The sequence below is a fragment of the Mesorhizobium sp. B4-1-3 genome (assembly GCF_006439355.1).
Classification (GTDB): Bacteria; Pseudomonadota; Alphaproteobacteria; order Rhizobiales; family Rhizobiaceae; genus Mesorhizobium.
On record NZ_VFTG01000021.1, the window covers coordinates 77618 to 96962 of the forward strand.

At 63.5% G+C, this 19345-nt stretch carries 16 protein-coding genes; 3 read left to right on the forward strand and 13 right to left on the reverse strand.

Annotated features, from left to right (window positions below):
* Positions 1-13 precede the first annotated feature (13 nt).
* The 5 genes from ugpC to FJW06_RS22800 form a co-directional block, all read right to left on the reverse strand.
* A complete protein-coding gene (ugpC, locus tag FJW06_RS22780; protein ID WP_140754710.1) occupies positions 14-1126 on the reverse strand; it encodes a sn-glycerol-3-phosphate ABC transporter ATP-binding protein UgpC in 1113 nt (370 codons plus the stop codon).
* Between the two features lie 34 nt (positions 1127-1160).
* Entirely contained in the window at positions 1161-2837 is a 1677-nt protein-coding gene (locus tag FJW06_RS22785) for an alpha-glucosidase (RefSeq protein WP_140754712.1), read from the reverse strand.
* 4 nt (positions 2838-2841) lie between these two features.
* A complete protein-coding gene (locus FJW06_RS22790; RefSeq protein ID WP_140754714.1) occupies positions 2842-3996 on the reverse strand; it encodes a carbohydrate ABC transporter permease in 1155 nt (384 codons plus the stop codon).
* A 1-nt stretch (position 3997) separates the two neighbouring features.
* Complete coding sequence (locus FJW06_RS22795; protein ID WP_140754716.1) at positions 3998-5011, reverse strand: sugar ABC transporter permease; 1014 nt, start codon at positions 5009-5011, stop codon at positions 3998-4000.
* Positions 5012-5176: 165 nt separating this feature from the next.
* Positions 5177-6532 carry an ABC transporter substrate-binding protein gene (locus FJW06_RS22800; RefSeq protein WP_140754718.1) on the reverse strand — a complete coding sequence of 452 codons (1356 nt, stop codon included), beginning with the start codon at positions 6530-6532 and terminating at the stop codon, positions 5177-5179.
* 360 nt (positions 6533-6892) lie between these two features.
* On the opposite strand from FJW06_RS22800, the gene FJW06_RS22805 reads away from it, so the two are divergent.
* From FJW06_RS22805 to FJW06_RS22815, 3 genes are all read left to right on the forward strand, one after another.
* Positions 6893-7915: a substrate-binding domain-containing protein gene (locus FJW06_RS22805; RefSeq protein ID WP_140754720.1), complete on the forward strand. Its 1023-nt coding sequence runs from the start codon at positions 6893-6895 to the stop codon at positions 7913-7915.
* A gap of 151 nt (positions 7916-8066) precedes the next feature.
* Positions 8067-8555 (forward strand): DUF417 family protein, encoded by a 489-nt coding sequence (locus FJW06_RS22810; protein WP_140754722.1) that lies wholly within the window; start codon positions 8067-8069, stop codon positions 8553-8555.
* A 339-nt stretch (positions 8556-8894) separates the two neighbouring features.
* A complete protein-coding gene (locus FJW06_RS22815; protein ID WP_140754724.1) occupies positions 8895-10241 on the forward strand; it encodes an FAD-binding oxidoreductase in 1347 nt (448 codons plus the stop codon).
* A gap of 53 nt (positions 10242-10294) precedes the next feature.
* Here FJW06_RS22815 and FJW06_RS22820 read toward each other — a convergent pair whose 3' ends face one another.
* The 8 genes from FJW06_RS22820 to FJW06_RS22855 all read right to left on the reverse strand — a co-directional run bounded on the left by FJW06_RS22820 (position 10295) and on the right by FJW06_RS22855 (position 19288).
* A complete protein-coding gene (locus tag FJW06_RS22820; protein WP_246674789.1) occupies positions 10295-11803 on the reverse strand; it encodes a S8 family serine peptidase in 1509 nt (502 codons plus the stop codon).
* Positions 11793-12458: an anti-sigma factor gene (locus FJW06_RS22825; RefSeq protein ID WP_140754726.1), complete on the reverse strand. Its 666-nt coding sequence runs from the start codon at positions 12456-12458 to the stop codon at positions 11793-11795. Before FJW06_RS22825 ends, FJW06_RS22820 begins: the two co-directional genes overlap by 11 nt.
* On the reverse strand, positions 12455-13021 hold the full coding sequence (locus FJW06_RS22830) for a sigma-70 family RNA polymerase sigma factor (RefSeq protein WP_140754728.1): 567 nt from the start codon (positions 13019-13021) through the stop codon (positions 12455-12457). Before FJW06_RS22830 ends, FJW06_RS22825 begins: the two co-directional genes overlap by 4 nt.
* A gap of 145 nt (positions 13022-13166) precedes the next feature.
* A complete protein-coding gene (locus tag FJW06_RS22835; RefSeq protein WP_140754730.1) occupies positions 13167-14006 on the reverse strand; it encodes an alkaline phosphatase family protein in 840 nt (279 codons plus the stop codon).
* A gap of 81 nt (positions 14007-14087) precedes the next feature.
* Positions 14088-15677, reverse strand: a complete 1590-nt coding sequence (locus tag FJW06_RS22840; protein WP_140754732.1) for an ABC transporter substrate-binding protein — start codon at positions 15675-15677, stop codon at positions 14088-14090.
* 122 nt (positions 15678-15799) lie between these two features.
* Complete coding sequence (locus FJW06_RS22845) at positions 15800-17455, reverse strand: ABC transporter ATP-binding protein (protein ID WP_140754734.1); 1656 nt, start codon at positions 17453-17455, stop codon at positions 15800-15802.
* On the reverse strand, positions 17455-18276 hold the full coding sequence (locus FJW06_RS22850) for an ABC transporter permease (RefSeq protein ID WP_128259938.1): 822 nt from the start codon (positions 18274-18276) through the stop codon (positions 17455-17457). Before FJW06_RS22850 ends, FJW06_RS22845 begins: the two co-directional genes overlap by 1 nt.
* Positions 18277-18328: 52 nt before the next feature.
* A complete protein-coding gene (locus FJW06_RS22855; protein ID WP_140754736.1) occupies positions 18329-19288 on the reverse strand; it encodes an ABC transporter permease in 960 nt (319 codons plus the stop codon).
* Positions 19289-19345: the final 57 nt, after the last annotated feature.

The window sequence follows — 19345 nt, forward strand, 5'->3', positions numbered from 1 at the left end:
TCAGGTCGGCGCATCAGGCTGCCTTGGCTTCCTCGCGATGCAGCGTGAAGGAATGCCCGTCGGCGTCGAAGATGTGCAGATCGCCGGCGCTGGCGTTGAGCCGCAACGTCTCGCCGCGCTTGACCTCGACATTGCCCGGCAGCTTGGCCACCAGCGGCAGGTCTGTGCGGCCGATATCGACATAGACGAGCTGAACCTCGCCGAGCTGCTCGATATAGTCCACCTTGCCTTCGAACAGATAGTCCGCGCCGGTCGCGATCGCGAGATCCTCAGGCCGCACGCCGAAGCTGACTGCCGCGCCGTTTGCCGAGGCAGGCGTCGCGATCGGCACCGTCGCCTTGCGATCGCCGACATGGCTGACCACCGTCGGGTTGCCGGCCTTCTCGATCTTTGCCGGCAATATGTTCATCGCCGGCGAGCCGATGAACTGGGCGACGAACAGATTGCCCGGACGCTTGTAGAGCTCCATCGGCGTACCTACCTGCTCGACGCGTCCTTCCTTCAGCACCACGATGCGGTCCGCCAGCGTCATCGCCTCGACCTGGTCGTGCGTGACGTAGATCATGGTCGTGTTCGGCATCTGCTCCTTCAGCTTGGCGATCTCGATGCGGGTGGCAACGCGCAGCGCTGCGTCGAGGTTCGACAGCGGCTCGTCGAACAGGAACACCTTCGGGTTGCGCACGATGGCGCGGCCGATGGCGACGCGCTGGCGCTGGCCGCCCGACATCGCCTTGGGCAGGCGGTCGAGGTATTTGGTCAGCTGCAGGATCTCCGCCGCCTGGCGCACGCGCTTGTCGATCTCGGCCTTGCTTTCCTTGCCGATCTTCATCGAGAAGGCCATGTTGTCGTAGACCGTCATATGCGGATAGAGCGCATAGGACTGGAACACCATGGCGATGCCCCGCTTCGACGGCGGCACGTCGTTCATCACCTGGCCGTCGATCTTCAGCTCGCCCGAGGTGATCTCCTCGAGGCCGGCGATCGACCTCAGCAAGGTCGACTTGCCGCAACCCGACGGCCCGACAAAGACGATGAACTCGCCCGATTTGATGTCGAGGTCGATGCCGTGAAGAATGTTGAGGTTGCCGTAGGATTTCTTCACCTGGTTGAGCGTGACATCGGCCATGTTTTTCTTCTCCCGTTGATCTCTGTTTAGAAGTTCAGTCGATGCGTCCGAACCAGGCGCCGTAGCCGCCGATGCGGACCGGCCCCCCGCCAGTCTGTCCCGAAAAGCCATGCCCGGGCAAGGGTTGCAGCGTGCCTTTGCCGAGGTCGATCTCGGCGGGCTTGCTGCCGAGGTTGAAGGCGCAGACGATCCGCTCATTGCCTTCGCTGCGGGTGAAGGCGACGGTGTCGCCATCGCTTTCGATAAAGTCGATGTCGCCCTTGGCCAGTGCCGGATGCTGGCGCCGGAAGGCGAGGAAGCGGCGATAGTGCTCAAGCAGCGAGCTTGCGTCGCCCTGTTGCACGTCGACGGCCTGCGACAGGTGCCGGCCCGGCACCGGCAGCCAGGGCTTGGCGGTCGAGAAGCCGCCATTCTTGGCCGCGGCCTCCCACACCATCGGCGTGCGGCAGCCGTCGCGGCCCTTGAACTCCGGCCAGAAGCGAATGCCGTAGGGGTCCTGCAGGTCCTCGAACTTCAGCTCCGCTTCGCCAAGGCCGAGCTCTTCGCCCTGATAGATGCAGACCGAGCCGCGCAGCGACATCAGAAGCGCCGAGATCACCTTCAGATAGGCGATCGGATCCGCCTCGTTGGCCGCCCAGCGCGAGGCCACCCGCATCACGTCGTGGTTGGAGAAGGCCCAGCACGACCAGCCGTCGCTGGCGACTCGGCCGAAGGCTTCCAGCACCGCGCGCACTTTCGCCGCGCTGATCTTCTCCGGCGCCAGGAAGTCGAAGGAATAGCACATATGCACGCGCTTGCCGTCGGCGGTGTAGGCGGCGACCACCTCGAGGCCGCGCTGGGAGTCGCCCACCTCGCCGACGGCGGCCTGCGCCGGATATTCGTCGAGAAGCGCCCGGAAGCGCTCGAGGAAGCCGAGATTCTCCGGCCGGCTCTTGTCGTAGAGATGGTCCTGGTAATTGTACGGGTTGACCGCCGGCGCCGTCTGGTCGTTGCGCTGTTCCGGCGGCAGCGGCGGATTGTCCTCCAGCCCCTGGCTGTGGAAGTAGAAATTAATGGTGTCGAGCCGGAAACCGTCGACGCCGCGCTCCAGCCAGAAGCGGGTGATGTCGAGCAGCGCGTCCTGGACTTCTCTGTTATGGAAGTTGAGGTCGGGCTGCTCGGCCAGGAAATTATGCATGTAATATTGCTGGCGGCTGGTGTCCCACTGCCAGGCCGAGCCGCCGAAGATCGACAGCCAGTTGTTGGGCGGCGTGCCGTCGGGCTTGGCGTCGGCCCACACATACCAGTCGGCTTTCGCATTGGTGCGGCTGGAGCGGCTTTCCTTGAACCAGGGGTGGATGTCGGCGGTGTGCGACAGCACCTCGTCGATCATCACCTTGAGGCCGAGCCGATGGGCTTCCGCCACGAGCGCGTCGAAGTCGGCGAGCGTGCCGAACATCGGGTCGACGTCGCAATAATCCGAAACGTCGTAGCCGAAATCCTTCATCGGCGATTTGAAGAAGGGCGAGATCCAGATGGCGTCGACGCCGAGCGAGGCGATGTAGGGCAGCCGCTGAACGATGCCCTTCAGGTCGCCGATGCCGTCGCCGTTGGAGTCCTGATAGGAGCGCGGATAGATCTGGTAGATCACCGCCCCCCGCCACCAGTCGCGGTCGATGGCGGGGTCTGGGGCGGGGTCTGGTCTCGAAGTCGCCTTCAAAGCCGATTGCATGTCTTCAACCTCCTTTCACCGAGCCGGCAAGCAGCCCGCGGACGAAATAGCGCTGCAGCGAGAAGAACACGATCAGCGGCACGATGATGGTGATGAAGGCCGATGTCGTCAGGATCTCCCAATTGCCGCCGCGCGAGCCGAGCAGCGCATTGAGCTTGGCCGTCAGCACGATCTGGTCGGGTGCCGTACCGAGGAAAACCATCGCCACCAACAGATCGTTCCATACCCACAGGAACTGGAAGATGGCGAAGGAGGCAAGCACCGGGAAGGACAGCGGCAGCACGATCTTGACGAAGATCTCGAAGTCGCTGGCGCCGTCGATGCGCGCCGATTCCATGATCTCGCGCGGCAGGCCGGCGATGTAGCTTCTGAGCAGGTAGATGGCGAAGGGCAGGCCGAAGCCGGTATGCGCCAGCCAGATGCCGAGATAGGTCTTGGACGGCACGCCGAAGAAGGTGCCGACGCCGTTATAGAGCCTGAGCAGCGGGATCAGCGACATCTGCAGCGGCACCACCAGCAGGCCGATGATGACGGCGATCAGCAACGCCCGGCCGGGAAAGCGCATCCAGGCCAATGCGTAAGCCGCGAAGGCCGCGATCAGGATCGGGATCACCGTCGCCGGAATGGTCACCGTCAGCGAGTTCATGAAGGAGCGGCCTATGCCTTCCGAGAACAGCACGGTTCTGTAGTTGTCGGTGGTGAATTTCGGCGGCGCCGAGGAGGCGAAATAGACGCGTTGGCCGCGGTCGCCCTCGAAGGCCTTTGGTGACGACAGCACGAAGCCGCCATCGGCATTCATCTGCAGGGTGACGCCGTCATTGAGGTCGACGACCGATCCCGCCTTGTATTGCGTCGGCGCGGAAGATTTTACGCCGAAGGCGCTGATCTCGCGCCTGGGGCCATCGCCGAAGATGTTGCCCTCGATGACGTATTTGCCATCCTTCTGGGTTTGCGCCGACGCGCCCGGCAACCGTCCAGCCTCGCTCTGGCTGGAGTTGGCGAAGGAGTTCCACCAGCCCGACGCGACGATCTGGTCCTTGTCGCGCAGCGACGAAACGAGGATGCCGAGGGTGGGGATGGTCCAGATCACCACGAAGACGAGCACGGCGATATGGACGCCGAAACGGCCGATAAAGGACTTTCCGGTCTTGGTCGCCATCTCAGTGCCCTCCCGTCTCTCTGTTGGCCTGGCGGATGTTCCAGACCATGATCGGAATGACCGCGATCATGATGATGATGGCGATGGTGGCGCCCCGGCCGAAATCGCCGCCGCCCCGGAACATCCAGTCGAACATCAGATTGGCGAGCACCTGGGTGTTCCACTGGCCGTTGGTCATGGTCAGGACGATGTCGAACACCTTGAGCACCAGGATGGTAATTGTGGTCCACACCACCGCGATCGTGCCCCAGATCTGCGGCACCATGATCTTCCAGAAGATCTGGAAGGGATTGGCGCCGTCGATCACCGCGGCCTCCAGCGTCTCTTCGGGAATGCCGCGCAGCGCCGACGACAGGATTACCATGGCGAAGCCGGTCTGGATCCAGATCAGGATCACCATCAGGAAGAAATTGTTCCAGAACGGCAGTGATATCCACACCTGCGGCTGGCCGCCGAAATACTGGATGATGGCGTTGAGCAGGCCGATCTGCACCTGGCCCTCGCCGCGATACTCGTAGATGAATTTCCAGATCACGCTGGCGCCGACGAAGGAGATCGCCAGCGGCAGGAAGATCAGGCTCTTGGCGATGGTGCCCCACCAGATCTTGTCGGTGAGCACGGCGATGACCAGGCCGAGGAAGGTGCAGGCGGCCGGCACCACCGCAAGCCACAATATGTTGTTGAGGATCGAGTTGCGCAGATCGTGATCGCCGGCCGCCCACTCATAATTGGCGAGCCCGACGAAGCTGGTGCCGCCGCGGTCGAAGAAGGATAGCCACAGCGTCGCGATCACCGGATAGATCAGGTAGACGGCAAGGATCATCAGCGCCGGGCCGACGAACAGCCACGGCCGCACATATCCCTGCCGGCGCAGATTGTTGATGGCGGCGGCGCCGGATACCCCGCGTGAGGGCAAGATGAGGTCGAGCAATCTGTTGGCGCCCCAGAAATAGGCGATACAGCCGCCGACGCCGATGATGATGACGAATATGGCCGAGAAAATCTGAGCCGCCATGGGTCCCTCTCGCTGCGCATGACCGCTCAGCCGGGACTGGCGATCGGATGCACCGACTTTCGGTTATTCGGAACGATCGAAACGCGAAGGCTTCCGGCGTGGCCGCCGGTCGGATCCGGGCCGTGGCCCGGATCCAGGTGGAGGATGAGGAGGATTTCGGGATGCTTACTTGATGCCGTCCCAGCTTTTCTGGATGTCGGCGGCGACGTCCTGCGCGGACTTGCCGCCGACCAGGTCGACCATGCCGGTCCAGAACGAACCCGCGCCGATCTTGCCGGGCATCAGGTCGGATCCGTCGAACCGCACCGTCGTGGCGCCGACCAGGATCTCGCCCTGCTTCTTCAGCGCCTCGCTGCCATAGGCCTCCTTGTTGGCCGCCTTGAACGGGGTGACGAAGCTCTTCTGCGCCATCCACAATTCATGCGCGAGCGGCATTTCGAGGAACTTGATGAACTCGCGCGAGGCCTTGGAATCCTTGGTGATCATCACCAGCGTTCCGGCCACTTCGAGCGGCGTGCCGAGCTCCGGCTTGGAAGCGTAAGGCGGATAGGGGAAGAAGTCGGCGTCCTGGCCGAGCTTCACGTTCTCCGGGAAGAAGGACGGGATGAACGACGCCTGATGATGCATGTAGCACTTGGGCGGCACGGTGAAGAGGCCCTTCGGACTGTCGCGGAAGTCGGTCGCCGCGACCGCCTTGGCGCCGCCGTCCACCATCTTGTCGTCGGTGGCGATCTTGCCGAAGATGTCGATGGCGTTGACCACGGCCGGGTCGGTGAACGGGATCTCGTTCTTGACCCACTTGTCGTAGACCTCCGGCGGCTGGGTCCTCAGCATGATATCTTCGACCCAATCGGTCGCCGGCCAGCCGGTGGCGCCGCCGGACCCGAGCCCGATGCACCAGGGCTTTCCGCCATCGGCGATGATCTTCTTTTCGAGGTCGGCAAGCTCTTCCTGGGTCTTCGGTACCTTGTAGCCGGCCTCGTCAAAATTGTCGGGCGAGTACCAGACCAGTCCCTTCACGTCGATCTTGTAGGGAAAGGCGTAGAAGCCGGGCTTGCCGTCCTTACCGTTATAGGTGCCGAGCTTGGCCCAGGAATCGCCGGCGGCGTAGTTCTCCTTGATCCAGGCGGCGACGTCGTCGCCCAGCGGGGTGAGCACGCCCTTGGAGGCAAGGTCCTGGATCAGGCCGGGCTGCGGCAGGACGGCGATGTTGGGTGGGCTGCCTGCCTGGGTGTCGATGACGATCTGCTGCTCATAATTCTCGGACGAGGAATATTTCACGTCCGCGCCGGTCGCTTCCTGGAAATAGTCGAGAACCGAACGCACAAGCGTCTCGTCCTCGCCGCGCCACGGCCCGAAGATGGTCAGCGTCTCGCCCTTGAGATCGACCTTCTTCAGGTCGTCGTAGTTCGACCAATGAAATTTAGAATCCTCGCCCGGCTTGAACTTCAGTTCGGCTTGCGCCGGCAGGCTGAGGGCGAGTGCCGCGAATGCCGCACCCAAAAGAAGCATTTTCTTCATCGCAAATCCTCCCAGTGGTCACAAACAGGACGAAACCTCCATTTCGTCCGCCGACGCCCGCGGAACTGTGACTCAGCGAAAGGGCAACCGCAACCTTTCGAAGAGACTTCCAAAGCGCTTTGGCTAATTTGATCTCGCCATTGAATCCTTTGGAAGTCAAGAGGGAGAGTTCATTAATCGATTTAAATCTGGCGTAAGGGGAGAGGTAAGGTGCACTGCAGCATGCTTTTTTGGCGCTGCAGCAGCAATTTTGCTTCAAACGGCGCTGATGGGCATTTAAGGTCCGGTCGTGCTTGGCGGCCTTGCCAACAATCATCGGATCGATTCAAGTTGAAAGCGCTTTGAGGCTGGAGGCCTTCGATGAACCTCAAGCAACTCTCGCATATGCTGTCGCTCTCGCAGACCACGGTGAGCCGGGCGCTGAACGGCTATCCCGAGGTCAATGAGGAAACCCGGCGCCGGGTCATTGATGCCGCCAAGCGCCACGGCTACCGGCCGAACCCCAGCGCGCGCCGCCTTGCCACCGGCAAGTCTGGAATGATCGGCTATGTGCTGCCGACAGGGGCTGCCGTCGATATCGATCCGCACTTCGTAGAATTCCTCTCCGGCCTCGGCGACTATGCCCGCGCGCATGAGCTCGACCTCGTGCTTTCGCCCGCCGATGCCGACGACGAAGAGACGACCTACCGGCGCATCGTCGCCAACCGCCAGGTCGACGCCGTCTACATCTCCTCGCCGCGTCCGGCCGACAAGCGGCTGGCGCTCGTCAACACGCTGGGCATTCCCTTCATTGTCCACGGCCGCAGCGAGGGCTTCGACTTCGACTACCCCTATCTCGACATCGACAATGAGGGCGCTTTCCACGAAGCGGCCCGCCTGCTGGTCCAGCTCGGCCACAAGCGCCTGGCGCTGATCAACGGCAACGATCGCGAAACCTTCGCCATCCACCGCGAGCGCGGCGTGGGCCGCGCGCTTGCCGCGAGCGGGCTGACGCTCGGCGAACGCCACATCCGCTCGGTCACCATGACCGAGGAGAACGGCTACCGAGCCGCCCGCCGCCTGCTCGAGGAAAACGAGCCGCCGACGGCGATCGTCTGCTCCAGTCTCATCATGGCGCTGGGCGTCGTGCGCGCCGTGCGCGATCTCGGCCTGACCATACCGGGCGACCTCTCGCTGGTCGCCCATGACGACGTCTTCCCCTGGCTGCGGCCGGAAAACTTCCCGGTACCGCTGTCGACGACGCGCTCTTCGATCCGCCTCGCCGGCGCGCGTGTCGCCGAGCGGCTCGCGGCGCGGATTTCGGGGCTCGAAGAGGGGGCACGCGGAGAGGTCTGGCCGGTGGACTTGGTGGTGCGAGGGTCCGTCGCTGGGGCGCCGCTATAGCGGAGCACCCTAGTTCTTCCAGTCTGATGATGTAACGAAATATCTCTGCCGACGAAGTAGCTGGACGCCCCTTCAAGAGCCTGCAGCTTGCCAATCCACCGCTGGCTGCGGCTCCTTGGCATGGCATATCGCTTCCGGCAAAGGACATAGCATGCATAGAGAGTTTAACGTCGCTGAGACAGGCTTCGGCTCTTATTGGCCGCTCGCCATCCTCAGGTGGGTAATGGTGCTAATTTTAGTATCCTTCGGCATCCAGAAGTTCACACCGCAGTCAGCGCAAGGAGTTGCTCTATTCATCTCAAACAGCCCGTTCGTTTCTTGGCTCCAGATTTTTGGAATTAGAGGAGAGGCTTATCTTCTGGGCTGTATCGAGTTGGCGACGGCTGCTCTTTTGGCGTTGGGGGCTTTTGTGCCTATCCTGTCTGCCTTGGGCGCCTTGATCGGGGTCGGTACGTTTCTCATCACTTGGTCATTTTTCTTCACGACCCCCGGCGTTGTCGTATGGAGCATTTCCACCGACCCAATTGCATGGAATCTGGCTGGAGAATTTCTCTACAAAGACGTCGTGCTTCTCTGCGTTTGCCTGGTGTTGTTTCTTAACTCTCTTCCAACGGGTTTGGTCCGCCTTCGAGAGAAGTAACGATGGACGGAGTACCTGTTGGAGGCTGTGCTGCGTCTAGAGCATGATCCCGAAAAGTGGAAACCGGTTTTCGGAGAAAGATCATGCTCCAACAAAGAGTTAGATCGTGGGGGCGACTCAACGGAACGCCATCACGATCTAGGGTCCAGTATCCTGCGGAATGCGCCTGACAAGCCACTTGGGCGCCGGTAGAGGTCAGGACCCACAGCTCCGCCGCCCACCCGCTTTGCAGGGTGCCTTTGCGGTCGTGGGACAACAGTCCGCCTTCCGCTGCTCCTGATCTTGGACGCTGACAACCGGTAAGCCAGAACGGTCAACCAGTCCTTCCGGGTGCGCCACTTGCCGACATTCCCGTTCACCGAAGCGGATCCAATCCAACACCCTGGGCCGCCGCCCAAGGCTTCGGAGGTGGTGATCGTCGGTGGCGGTGTCATCGGCGTAACGACGGCCCTTTTCCTTGCGGCCCGAAACATTCCGGTGACGCTGCTGGAAAAAGGGCGCGTCGCGGCCGAGCAGTCCTCGCGAAACTGGGGCTGGATCAGGAAGCAGGGGCGAGACGCAGATGAGCTGCCGATCGTCATCGAGGCTTGTCGCCTGTGGCGGCAACTGGCCGAGGAATGCGGCGAGGACATCGGGCTGAACCAGACCGGCGTGACGTACCTGGCGGACGCCGACAAGGACATGGCCAAGTTCGAAGAATTCATGCGGATCGCCGCGATCCATGAGCTCGACACGCGCCTTCTGGACGCCGACGAGACTGCGAAACTCATCACCGGCATGTCGCGCAGATTCGCGGGCGCGATGACGACGCCCTCCGATATGCGCGCGGAGCCTTGGTTGGCGGTGCCGGCGCTGGCCAGGCTTGCCGTGCGAAAAGGCGCCAGGATCGTCGAGAATTGCGCCGTGCGCACCCTCGACATCGCGGCCGGCAGAATCAAGGGCGTGTGGACCGAGGCGGGATATATCGAGGCCTCCACCGTGCTGGTCGCGGGCGGCGCGTGGTCTTCCCTGTTCCTGGCGAGGCACGGCGTGTCCATCCCCCAGCTCAGCGTCCGCGTCACCGTGGCCGCGACGGAACCCTTGCCCGAGATCTATGCAGGCGCGGCCGCCGACGATCACATCGCCTTCAGGCGCAGGCAGGATGGCGGATACACGCTCGCCGCGGGCGGCAGCCACTTGCTTTATTTGGGGCCTGACGCGTTCCGTCACTTCACTCAATATCTTCCCGCCCTCAGGGACAATCCGTTCGGAACGCGCTATTTCCCGTTCGCCCCGTCGGGCTACCCCGATGGCTGGTCGACGCCGCGCAATTGGGCGCCGGATTCAGAGAGTCCTTTCGAGAGAATGCGGGTGCTCGACCCGGCTCCTGAGCCGGCAAAGCTTCGGTTGATCGAGCGCAATTTCAAACAGCTTTTCCCCCGGTTCGAGACGGTTCGCCTGAAGGCGGGCTGGGGCGGTATGATCGACGCCATGCCCGACGTCGTCCCCGTGGTGGACAAGGTGCGGGCAATCGGCGGTCTTTTCGTCGCAACGGGAATGTGCGGCCATGGCTTCGGCATCGGGCCTGGCATAGGCCGCGTCGTCTCCGACCTTATCCAGGGAAATGACATCGGGCACGATCTCAGCCGCTTCCGGATGTCGCGTTTCCATGATGGAAGCCCTGTCCGGCTGGGGCCGGCGCTTTAAGTTGGCAATTGGCCGCCGCCATCCCGCAGGTAGGATAGCCGACTGCACGAGACTCACTCCTTCGCCGCTCCAGCCGCCTTGATGTCCAGCAGCCCATAGCCGAAGTCATTGTCCCGCCCCTTGGGCCCAAGATCCTTGGCCGTTGCGGCAAGCGCCTTCTCGATCTCGTCAGCCGTGCGGTCCGGCGCGGCGTGGATCAGGTTGGCGATGGCGCCGGAGACGATCGCGGCGGCGAAGGACGTGCCGGTCACCACGTCCGAGCCGGCCCCGCTCGGCGCCACCATCTCGACGCCCGGCGCCGAGATGAAGACATAGGCGCCGCGATTGGCCTGCGGCATCAGCCCGTCCTTGGCGTCGGTGGCGGTCACCGCGATCACGCCGTCGAAAGCGGCAGGATAGCCATAGGGCGCTTTCGGGCCGTTGTTGCCGGCGGCGGCCACCAGCACCATGCCCATCGCCCGCGCATTGCGGCAGGCGGTGCCGAGCAGGTCGTTCTTCGGGCCGACGAAGCTCATATTGATGATGCGCACATTCTGCTCGGCCGCCCAGTCGAGCGCCGAGAGGATGACGTCCATGGTCGACTTGCCGCCTTCGAAGGCGCGCGCGTGATAGATTTTAGCGCCCGGCGCCATGCCTTCCAGCGGTCCGATGCCGGCGATCAGCCCGTCGACCGAGGTGCCGTGATCGCGCTTCTCGATCGGCACGTTGGGCATGGCGTCATATTGGTCGGCAATGACGCCGGCGAGCGCCGGATTGCTGTCGTCGATACCCGTATCGATAACGGCGACCCGCACATTCTCGCCGGTCGCTTCTTTCGAATCGAGCGCGATGCGGTCGAAAGCATAGTTCACGATGCCGGCCGCCTGCTGCAGCGTGTAGATGTGGTTCGGTTCGCGTCGCTGTGTGCGGCCGTCGGCGGCGAGCTGCGCCAGCACCACGCCGACAGGTCGCCCGTCGGTGATGCCGAAGCGCACCAAAGTGGTGCCGAGCAGCCGCGACTGGCGCTGCGAACGCACCTGCAGGCCGAAGGAATTGGCGATCTGCTGCACCACGCCGGGGTCGCCGGCGACCGTCACCAGCACCTCGTCGGGCACGAACGCGCCGGCGATGGCGCGCGGCGGTTCGGCCAGATTGAGGCCTTGCGGCACCGTGACCGGACCGCTCGGCGCCGGAGCGGGCGGCGGGGTGCTGCTGGAACCGTTCGACGACGATGATCCGTTGGAAGGCGCGGGCGTTTGCGGAGCCGCACTCGCCGGCGGGTTCGGGAACAGATCGACGATCAGCGCCGGCAGGAACACCGCGCCGCCCGTGGCGGTCCCTGCGCCTGGCGTTCGGCCACCATTCGCTGCGCCATTGTCGCTGCAGCCGCCGCCCGCCGCCGTCGTGCGGTTCAGGCAATCGAGCTGTTTTTGCGTCAGGTTGGGATCATTGGTCTGCGCGAACGCGGGCGCGGCGGCAAATGTGGCCGCGAGGATTACCGTGTGAAGAATGATCCTTGGTCCCGACGCAAGTCCGGACGGAAAACCACGGCGTATTTTTCCTGGAATTGCGTTAGCCGCCATCGGCCGGTTTCCTTCCCTGGATCACAGCATCCGCGAATGGCTGGGCCGCAACAAGGCCGACGAGCCTGTCGTAATCGGCCGCTGTGCTGGCCGGGATCGTCAGGTGGAACACGCCGTCCGCGGTCGGGCCGCCGGCGATCTTCAGCCCGTTCTGGCCGAGGAAGGCGGCGACATCGGCCATCTTGGCATCCGGCTTGAACTTGACCAGCGCGAAAGGCAGCTTCGCCAGATCGTCCTCGGCGCCGGCCACCTCGAAGTCGTTGCCCTTGCCCCCCGGCCGTTCGAAGGACTGCACGATGACCAGCGCAAGCAGTGCCGCGGCCGCGGCCCAGGCAACGCCGGCGGGCATTGCCGTCACCCGGCCGAAGAGTTTCGCCAGCCAGGATTGGCCGGGTGCGCGCACGGGGCCAGCCTCGGCGTCGAGCGCCCTGGTAAAACGGCTCAGCGCATCGGCGGGTGGGCGGATCGCTTCGTTGGCGGCGGCGGTGCCGGAGAACTCGGCCTCTGCCTCGCCAAGGGCGGCAAGCGCCGCCGGATCGGTCGCCAGCCATTCCTCGACGGCCTCCAGCTCGGCGCCTTCCAGCGAGCCGTTCAGATAGAACGGCAGCAGCGTCTCCATCTCGTCGCGGCGCGACATCTTTTCAGCGGCACTCATGGCCACCCCCTGTCGTAACCAGCGGCCTTCAACGCTTCGCCGAGTTTCTTGCGGGCGTAGAACATCCTGGTCTTGACGGTCGCGACCGGAATGCCGAGCACCTCGCCGATCTCGGTCACCGACTGGCCGTGGTAATAGGCAAGATCGATCACCGTGCGGTGTTCCTCAGCCAAGGCATCGACGAAGCGGCGCAAGGCGGCGGCCTTGTCCTCCTTCATGGTGACGATTTCCGGCGTGTCGGCGCCGTCGGGAACCTGCGCCGCGTCGTCGTCGTCGATCCAATCTTCCTTCTTCTTGCGCAGCGAAGACAGCGCCTTGAAGCGGGCGATGCCGAGCAGCCACGTCGAAACTTCGGATCGGCCCTCAAAGCTGGGCGCCTGTTTCCAAAGCTCGAGAAAAACCTCGTTCGCGATATCGTCGGCCATCATTTCCGATCCCGTCTGGCGCGCCACGAAGCGGTAGATCCGCGCGTGGTGACGCATGAACAGGAGCCGAACGGCGGCCCGGTCGCCCTTCGCGACCCGGTCTACAAGCGCGCGATCGGTTTCCGTCGCCGCATTCATGGCCGGTCGAGCCGCCTGGCTCCTCGTGGCTCTGTCGCTGATCGGTCCAAAAAGGTTCACCCTCCGCCAAGGATTTTTCGGAGGCTAACCGAAGAAAGGGGGCGTTGCCAGTAGGCAGGATTTCCCCTTCTCCCCCTGGGGAAAGCTAAACCAAAAACACCCTCGCCTTCATCGTCTCGGGTATCGCAACGCCAAGCCGGCTCAGCACCGTCGGCGCGAGCTGCAGCTGATCGAGCAGCGTGTCGGCCTGGGGGCCCTTCGCAGGACCGAAATAATACAGCGCGAAATCCTGCATCGCGTCGTCATGGCCGCCATGGTGGCCCCGGTCGGTCTGGCCATGGTCGGCCGTCACGATCACTTCATAGCCGGCTTGGCGCCATTGCGGCAGGAAGGCTGCGAGCATTCCGTCCATGGCGTAGCAGGCATGGTCCATCTCATGGCAGTCATGGCCGAAACGATGGCCCATCGAGTCCAGCGTGCAGGTGTGCAGGATGCCGTAGTCGATGCGGTGGCGTTTGGTCAGCATGGTCAGTGTCGCGAACAGGTCGACGTCGCTCGGCGTCATCTGGTTCTTGAGATTGTAGCCGGTCATGGTGTGGAAGCGGCCATGCGTGATCGGTCCGCTTGGATCGTCGAACTCCATGTCCTCGACAAGGTCGAACGGATACGAGCGGAAGAATTCCGACCAGTAGGAATGGGTCACCGCGCCCGTCTTGCCGCCGACCTTGCTCACTTCCGAGAAGATATCCGGTTGCGTGACGCGGAAGCGGTTCTCGTTGGAAAGGATGCCGTGCACCTGCGGCGTCACCCCGGTGTGAATCGAGGCGTAGCAGCAGGCCGACGTCGACGGCAGCACCGAGCGCATCTTCCATACCTGCGCCTCGCCCGACTGAGCCCAGCCTTCGAGATTGCCCATCAGCCGGCGCCAGTTCCGGTAGGGCACGCCGTCGAGGATGATCAGTAGCAGTTTGGATTTGAGCGCCACGAAACGTTCCTGTGACTGTTCTTCGAAACGAAAGCGCCGCGTGTCGCGCGGACACGCGGCGCTCCTTTGGATAGCTTGATATCAGGCGTTCAGCCAGCACTCGCAGAGCGCGTAGCCGTCCATCATCTCGCCATTGGGGTTCTTCACCCAGCCGCTGACCTTCTTGGTGTTGGCGGCGTCGACGAACTGGTTGAAGAACGGCACGATCAGGCCGCCTTCGTCGCGCATCAGCATCGCCATGTCGCGGTAGATCGCCTTGCGCTTGGCCTGATCCAGCTCGGCGCGCGCCGTGTAGAGCATCTTGTCGAATTCGGGCCGCTTGAAGCGCGTGTCGTTCCAGTCGGCGGTCGACAGATAGCCGGTGGAATACATCTGCCCCTGGGTCGGCCGCCCGCCCCAGTAGGAGAGCGAGAAGGGCTGCTTGTTCCAGACTTCCGACCAATAACCGTCGCCGGGCTCGCGCTTGATCTCTATTTTGATGCCCGCCTTGGCACAGCTCTGCTGGTAGAGCTGGGCGGCGTCGACCGCGCCGGGGAAGGCGACATCCGAGGTGCGGAGCAGGATCGAGCCGCTATGGCCCGACTTCTTGTAGGCGGCAGCCGCCTTTTCCGGGTCGAACTTGCGCTGCTCAATGTCGGCGGAAAACAGCGGATAGGCTTCGTTGATCGGGAAGTCGTTGCCGACCGAGCCATAGCCGCGCAGGATCTTGTCCAGCATCTCCTCGCGGTCCATGGCGAGCTTCAGCGCCATCCTGAGGTCGTTGTTGTCGAAGGGCGCGGTGTCGCAGAACATGTTGAACGGGTAGTAGCCGCGCCCCGCAACGTTCTCGATCCTGACGCCCGGCATGCGCTTCACCAGATCGACCACCTTGGGCTCGACGCGGTTGATGAGATGCACCTGGCCGCCCTGCAGCGCCGCAAGCCTGGCCGTAGGGTCGTTGATGACGACGATCTCGATCCGGTCGGCATGGCCGGCCTTGTCGCTGCGCCAGTAATTGGCGAAGCGCTCGCCGCCATGCTTTACGCCGGGCTGGTTGACGACGACCTTGTACGGGCCGGCGCTGATGCCGGCATTAGGGTTATCCTTGCCGCCACTCGGCTGGATGACGAGGTGGTAGTCGGCCATCAGATAGGGGAAGTCGGCATCGGCGTCGCCGAGCGTCACCACCACCTCCTTGCCGCTCGCCTTGATGGTCTTGATGTTCTTCAGAACGCCGAGCGCGCCGGATTTCGACTTCTCGTCGGCGTGGCGCTCGAGCGTCGCGACGACATCTTCCGCCGTCACCGTCTTGCCGTTGTGGAATTCGATGCCGCCGCGGATCTTCATCGTCCAGGTCTTGGCGTCGGCCGAGGCGCCGATCTCCTCGGCGATCAGGTTCTCGACACCGCCGTCGGGCGTCAGCCGGACAAGGAATTCGCCCCACTGTTTGCAGAAATTGTAGGTCACCTGGCTGAGATTCAGCGCCGGGTCGAGGCTGTTGGTCGATTCACCGCCCTGCAGGCCGGCCCTGATGATGCCGCCCTTTACAGGGCTCGCGGCGAAAGCCTTGCCGGCAAGCGTCGTGGCCAGCGCCGCCGAGACGCCGAGTGCCGCCGCGCGGCCGAGGAAATCGCGCCGCGAGATCCTGCCCTTGCCGGCGAGTGCGGTGAGATGGTCGAGTTCCGTCTGCATGTCCTGCCCCCTTTTTTCGTAGTTGATTTGGCTGCGAGCTCTACCTGCGCGCAGCCGATCTTTCCCTTTCCGCATTGCAGCCGCATGACAGCGGCCGCGTTGGGAGCGGACTTTTTCGCAGGCTAATTGCCGGCGCTTTCCATGCGCCGCCCTTTGATCGCCTTCTCCAACCAGCCGATTTCCATTTCCGGCACGGAGGAGAGCAGCAGGTCCGTATAAGCGTCGAAAGGCGGCGTCAGCACCTTGCTCTTGGAGCCGTAGCGCACCACCTCGCCGCGATACATGACCGCGATCGAATCGGCGATCGACTTAACCGTCGCCAGATCGTGGGTGATGAACAAATAGGCGACCTTTTCATGCTGCTGCAGGTCCAAGAGCAGCTTGAGGATGCCGTGGGCGACCAGCGGGTCGAGCGCCGACGTCACCTCGTCGCAGATGATCAGCTTCGGCTTCGCCGCGAGTGAACGGGCGATGCAGACGCGCTGCTTCTGGCCGCCGGACAGCTCGGCCGGATAGCGGTCGACGAAACCCTTGCCCATCTCGATCTCATCGAGCAGCTCGGCGACACGCTTGTCGCGCTCGCGTCCCCTCATGCCGAAATAGAATTCCAGCGGCCGGCCTATGATGGTGCCCACCGTCTGGCGCGGGTTCATCGCCACGTCGGCCATCTGGTAGATCATCTGTAGCTGCCGCAGATCCTCCTTGGGCCGGTCGGCTAGCCTGTTGGCGAGCGGTCTGCCGTCGAAGGTGACGGTGCCTTCCGCGGGCGGCAACAGGCCGGTGATGGCGCGCGCCAGCGTCGACTTGCCGGAGCCGCTCTCGCCGACGACGGCCAGCGTCTGTGCCGGATAGATGTCGACGGAGACATTCTTCAACACCTTCACATGCCCACCGCCATAGGCGGCGGTCACATTCTTCACCGACAGGAAGGGCGTTGTGCCGGGCTGCTGTTCCTTGTGCTCGATCTCATGCACCGAAACCAGCGCGTTGGTGTATTCCTGGCGCGGCTCCTTGATGATCTGCCGCGTGCCGCCCCATTCGACCAGCCGGCCGTGGCGCAGGACCATGATCTCGTCCGAGACCTGGGCCACGACGGCAAGGTCATGCGTGATGTAGAGGGCCGCCACATGCGTGTCGCGGATGGCGTCCTTGATCGCCGCCAGCACGTCGATCTGCGTCGTCACGTCGAGCGCCGTGGTCGGCTCGTCGAAGACGATCAGGTCGGGCTCCGAGCAGAGCGCCATCGCCGTCATCACGCGCTGCAGCTGGCCGCCGGAGACCTGGTGCGGGTAGCGCTCGCCGATCGTTTCGGGATTGGGCAGGCTGAGCTTCTTGAACAGTGCGACGGCGCGTTTCTCGGCCTCGGCGCGGGTCGCGGTGCCGTGCAGCATGGCGGCCTCGACCACTTGGTCGATCAGCTTGTGCGCCGGATTGAAGGCGGCCGCCGCCGACTGCGCGACATAGCACACCTCGCGTCCGCGCAGCGCCCGAACGCCTTTCGGTCCGGCTTTCAGGATGTCGCGGCCGTTGAGGATGACCTCGCCGCCGGTGATGCGCACGCCGCCGCGGCCGTACGCCATGGACGACAGGCCGATGGTCGATTTGCCCGCGCCGGATTCGCCGATGAGACCGAGCACCTTGCCCTTTTCAAGCGTCAGCGAAACGTCGTGGACGAGCGTGATCGTCTTCGGCGCTTCGCCCGGGGGATAGACCATCGCCTCGATGCGCAGATTGCGAATATCGAGGAGCTTGCCTGAATTTGCCTTGGTGTCGACCATCAGCCGCGCCCTCCCTTCAGGCTCGTCGTGCGGTTGAGCACCCAGTCGGCGACGAGGTTCACGGAGATCGCCAACACCGCGATCGCGGCCGCCGGGATCAGCGCCGCCGGAATGCCGAACACAATGCCGTCCTTGTTCTCCTTGACCATGCCGCCCCAATCCGAATCCGGCGGCTGCACGCCAAGGCCGAGGAAGGAGAGCGCCGACAGGAAGAGCACCGCGAAGATGAAGCGCACGCCGAGCTCCGCCACCAGCGGCGACAGCGCGTTGGGCAGGATCTCGCGGAAGATGATCCAGGCTTTCCCTTCGCCGCGCAGCTTCGCCGCCTCGACGAAGTCCATGACGTTGATGTCGACGGCGACGGCGCGCGACAGGCGATAGACGCGGGTGGAATCCAAAATGCCCATGACCAGGATCAGTGTCAGCGTGTTCGTCGGCAGCACCGACAAGACGACGAGGCCGAAGATCAGCGTCGGGATCGACATCAGAAGGTCGACGAAACGTGACAGCAGCGTGTCGAACCAGCCGCCGAAGACAGCCGCCGTGAAACCGAGGATCGAGCCCAGCGAGAAGGACAGCGCCGTCGCCGCCACCGCGATCTCCATGGTGATGCGCGCACCGTAGATCATGCGCGAGATAAGATCGCGGCCGAGATTGTCGGTCCCCAGCCAGTGCGCCGCCGACATCGGCTCCCAAACGTCGCCGACGATCTCGCCATTGCCATGCGGCGCGACCCAGGGCGCGAAGATGGCGCAGAACGCGAAAGCGCCGGTCAGGATCAGCCCGATCCAGGCGGTGACTGGGATTTGTCGTAGCGCCATTCGCCTCAGTTCCCCTTCTCTTGCATCCGGCCCGTCATTTCGGATGCTCCCGTCACTTCGGATGCCGCAGCCGCGGATTGGCCACGATGGCGGCGATGTCCGCGACGATGTTGAGCGTGATGTAGACCGCGGCGAAAATCAGGCCGACCGCCTGCACCACCGGTACGTCGCGTTTGGCGACATGGTCGACTAGATATTGCCCCATGCCCGGATAGACGAAGATCACCTCCACCACCACGACGCCGACGATGAGATAGGCGAGGTTGAGCATGACGACGTTGACGACCGGCGCTATCGCGTTCGGGAAAGCATGCTTGCGGATGATATCGAAGGGTTTCAGCCCCTTGAGCTCGGCCGTCTCGATATAGGCCGACTGCATGACGTTGAGGATCGCCGCGCGCGTCATGCGCATCATATGGGCGAGCACCACCAGGGTGAGCGCAGTCGCCGGCAGCACTACGGCCTGCAGCCTTTCGAGAAAAGGCGTGGAGTCGTCCACCGTCGAGATGCTCGGGAAGATCTGCCAGTGCACGGCAAACACGAAGATCAGCACATAGCCGATGAAGAATTCCGGGAACGATGTCGAGGCCAGCGCCAGGCCGGAGATCAGCTTGTCGACGAAGCCGTTGCGATAGCGCACCGCGATCAGGCCGAGGATGATCGCCAGCGGCACGGCGACGATTGCCGCGCAGGCGGCCAAGAAAAGCGTGTTCTTCAGCCGGGTGCTGATCGAGGTAGCAATATCCAGCCCGCTCGACTGCGCCGTGCCGAAATCGCCATGCAGGATGCCCCAAAGCCAGTGCACGTAGCGCAGCCAGGCCGGGTCGTTGAGCCCGAGCTGCTCGCGCAGGTTCGCCAGCGCCTCCGGCGTAGCCGACTGGCCGAGGATCGCCTGGGCGACGTCGCCCGGCAAGATCTGCGTGCCGGCGAAGATCAGCACGGAAACGGCCAAAAGAAGAACCAGGCCCAGCAAGACGCGCTGAGCGACCAATCTCAGGATCGGAGACGACATCGGCTACCCGCAATGGTGAAGAAGGGATGACACCCGCCTTTCGGGCGGGCCATGAAA

Coding starts and splice junctions, on each gene's coding strand:
- FJW06_RS22785 (WP_140754712.1), bottom strand. CDS start 2,837: ATGCAATCGGCTTTGAAGGCGACTTCGAGACCAGACCCCGCCCCAGAC.
- FJW06_RS22840 (WP_140754732.1), bottom strand. CDS start 15,677: ATGCAGACGGAACTCGACCATCTCACCGCACTCGCCGGCAAGGGCAGG.
- FJW06_RS22830 (WP_140754728.1), bottom strand. CDS start 13,021: ATGAATGCGGCGACGGAAACCGATCGCGCGCTTGTAGACCGGGTCGCG.
- FJW06_RS22810 (WP_140754722.1), top strand. CDS start 8,067: ATGCATAGAGAGTTTAACGTCGCTGAGACAGGCTTCGGCTCTTATTGG.
- FJW06_RS22855 (WP_140754736.1), bottom strand. CDS start 19,288: ATGTCGTCTCCGATCCTGAGATTGGTCGCTCAGCGCGTCTTGCTGGGC.
- FJW06_RS22795 (WP_140754716.1), bottom strand. CDS start 5,011: ATGGCGGCTCAGATTTTCTCGGCCATATTCGTCATCATCATCGGCGTC.
- FJW06_RS22805 (WP_140754720.1), top strand. CDS start 6,893: ATGAACCTCAAGCAACTCTCGCATATGCTGTCGCTCTCGCAGACCACG.
- FJW06_RS22820 (WP_246674789.1), bottom strand. CDS start 11,803: ATGGCGGCTAACGCAATTCCAGGAAAAATACGCCGTGGTTTTCCGTCC.
- FJW06_RS22845 (WP_140754734.1), bottom strand. CDS start 17,455: ATGGTCGACACCAAGGCAAATTCAGGCAAGCTCCTCGATATTCGCAAT.
- FJW06_RS22825 (WP_140754726.1), bottom strand. CDS start 12,458: ATGAGTGCCGCTGAAAAGATGTCGCGCCGCGACGAGATGGAGACGCTG.
- FJW06_RS22850 (WP_128259938.1), bottom strand. CDS start 18,276: ATGGCGCTACGACAAATCCCAGTCACCGCCTGGATCGGGCTGATCCTG.
- ugpC (WP_140754710.1), bottom strand. CDS start 1,126: ATGGCCGATGTCACGCTCAACCAGGTGAAGAAATCCTACGGCAACCTC.
- FJW06_RS22800 (WP_140754718.1), bottom strand. CDS start 6,532: ATGAAGAAAATGCTTCTTTTGGGTGCGGCATTCGCGGCACTCGCCCTC.
- FJW06_RS22790 (WP_140754714.1), bottom strand. CDS start 3,996: ATGGCGACCAAGACCGGAAAGTCCTTTATCGGCCGTTTCGGCGTCCAT.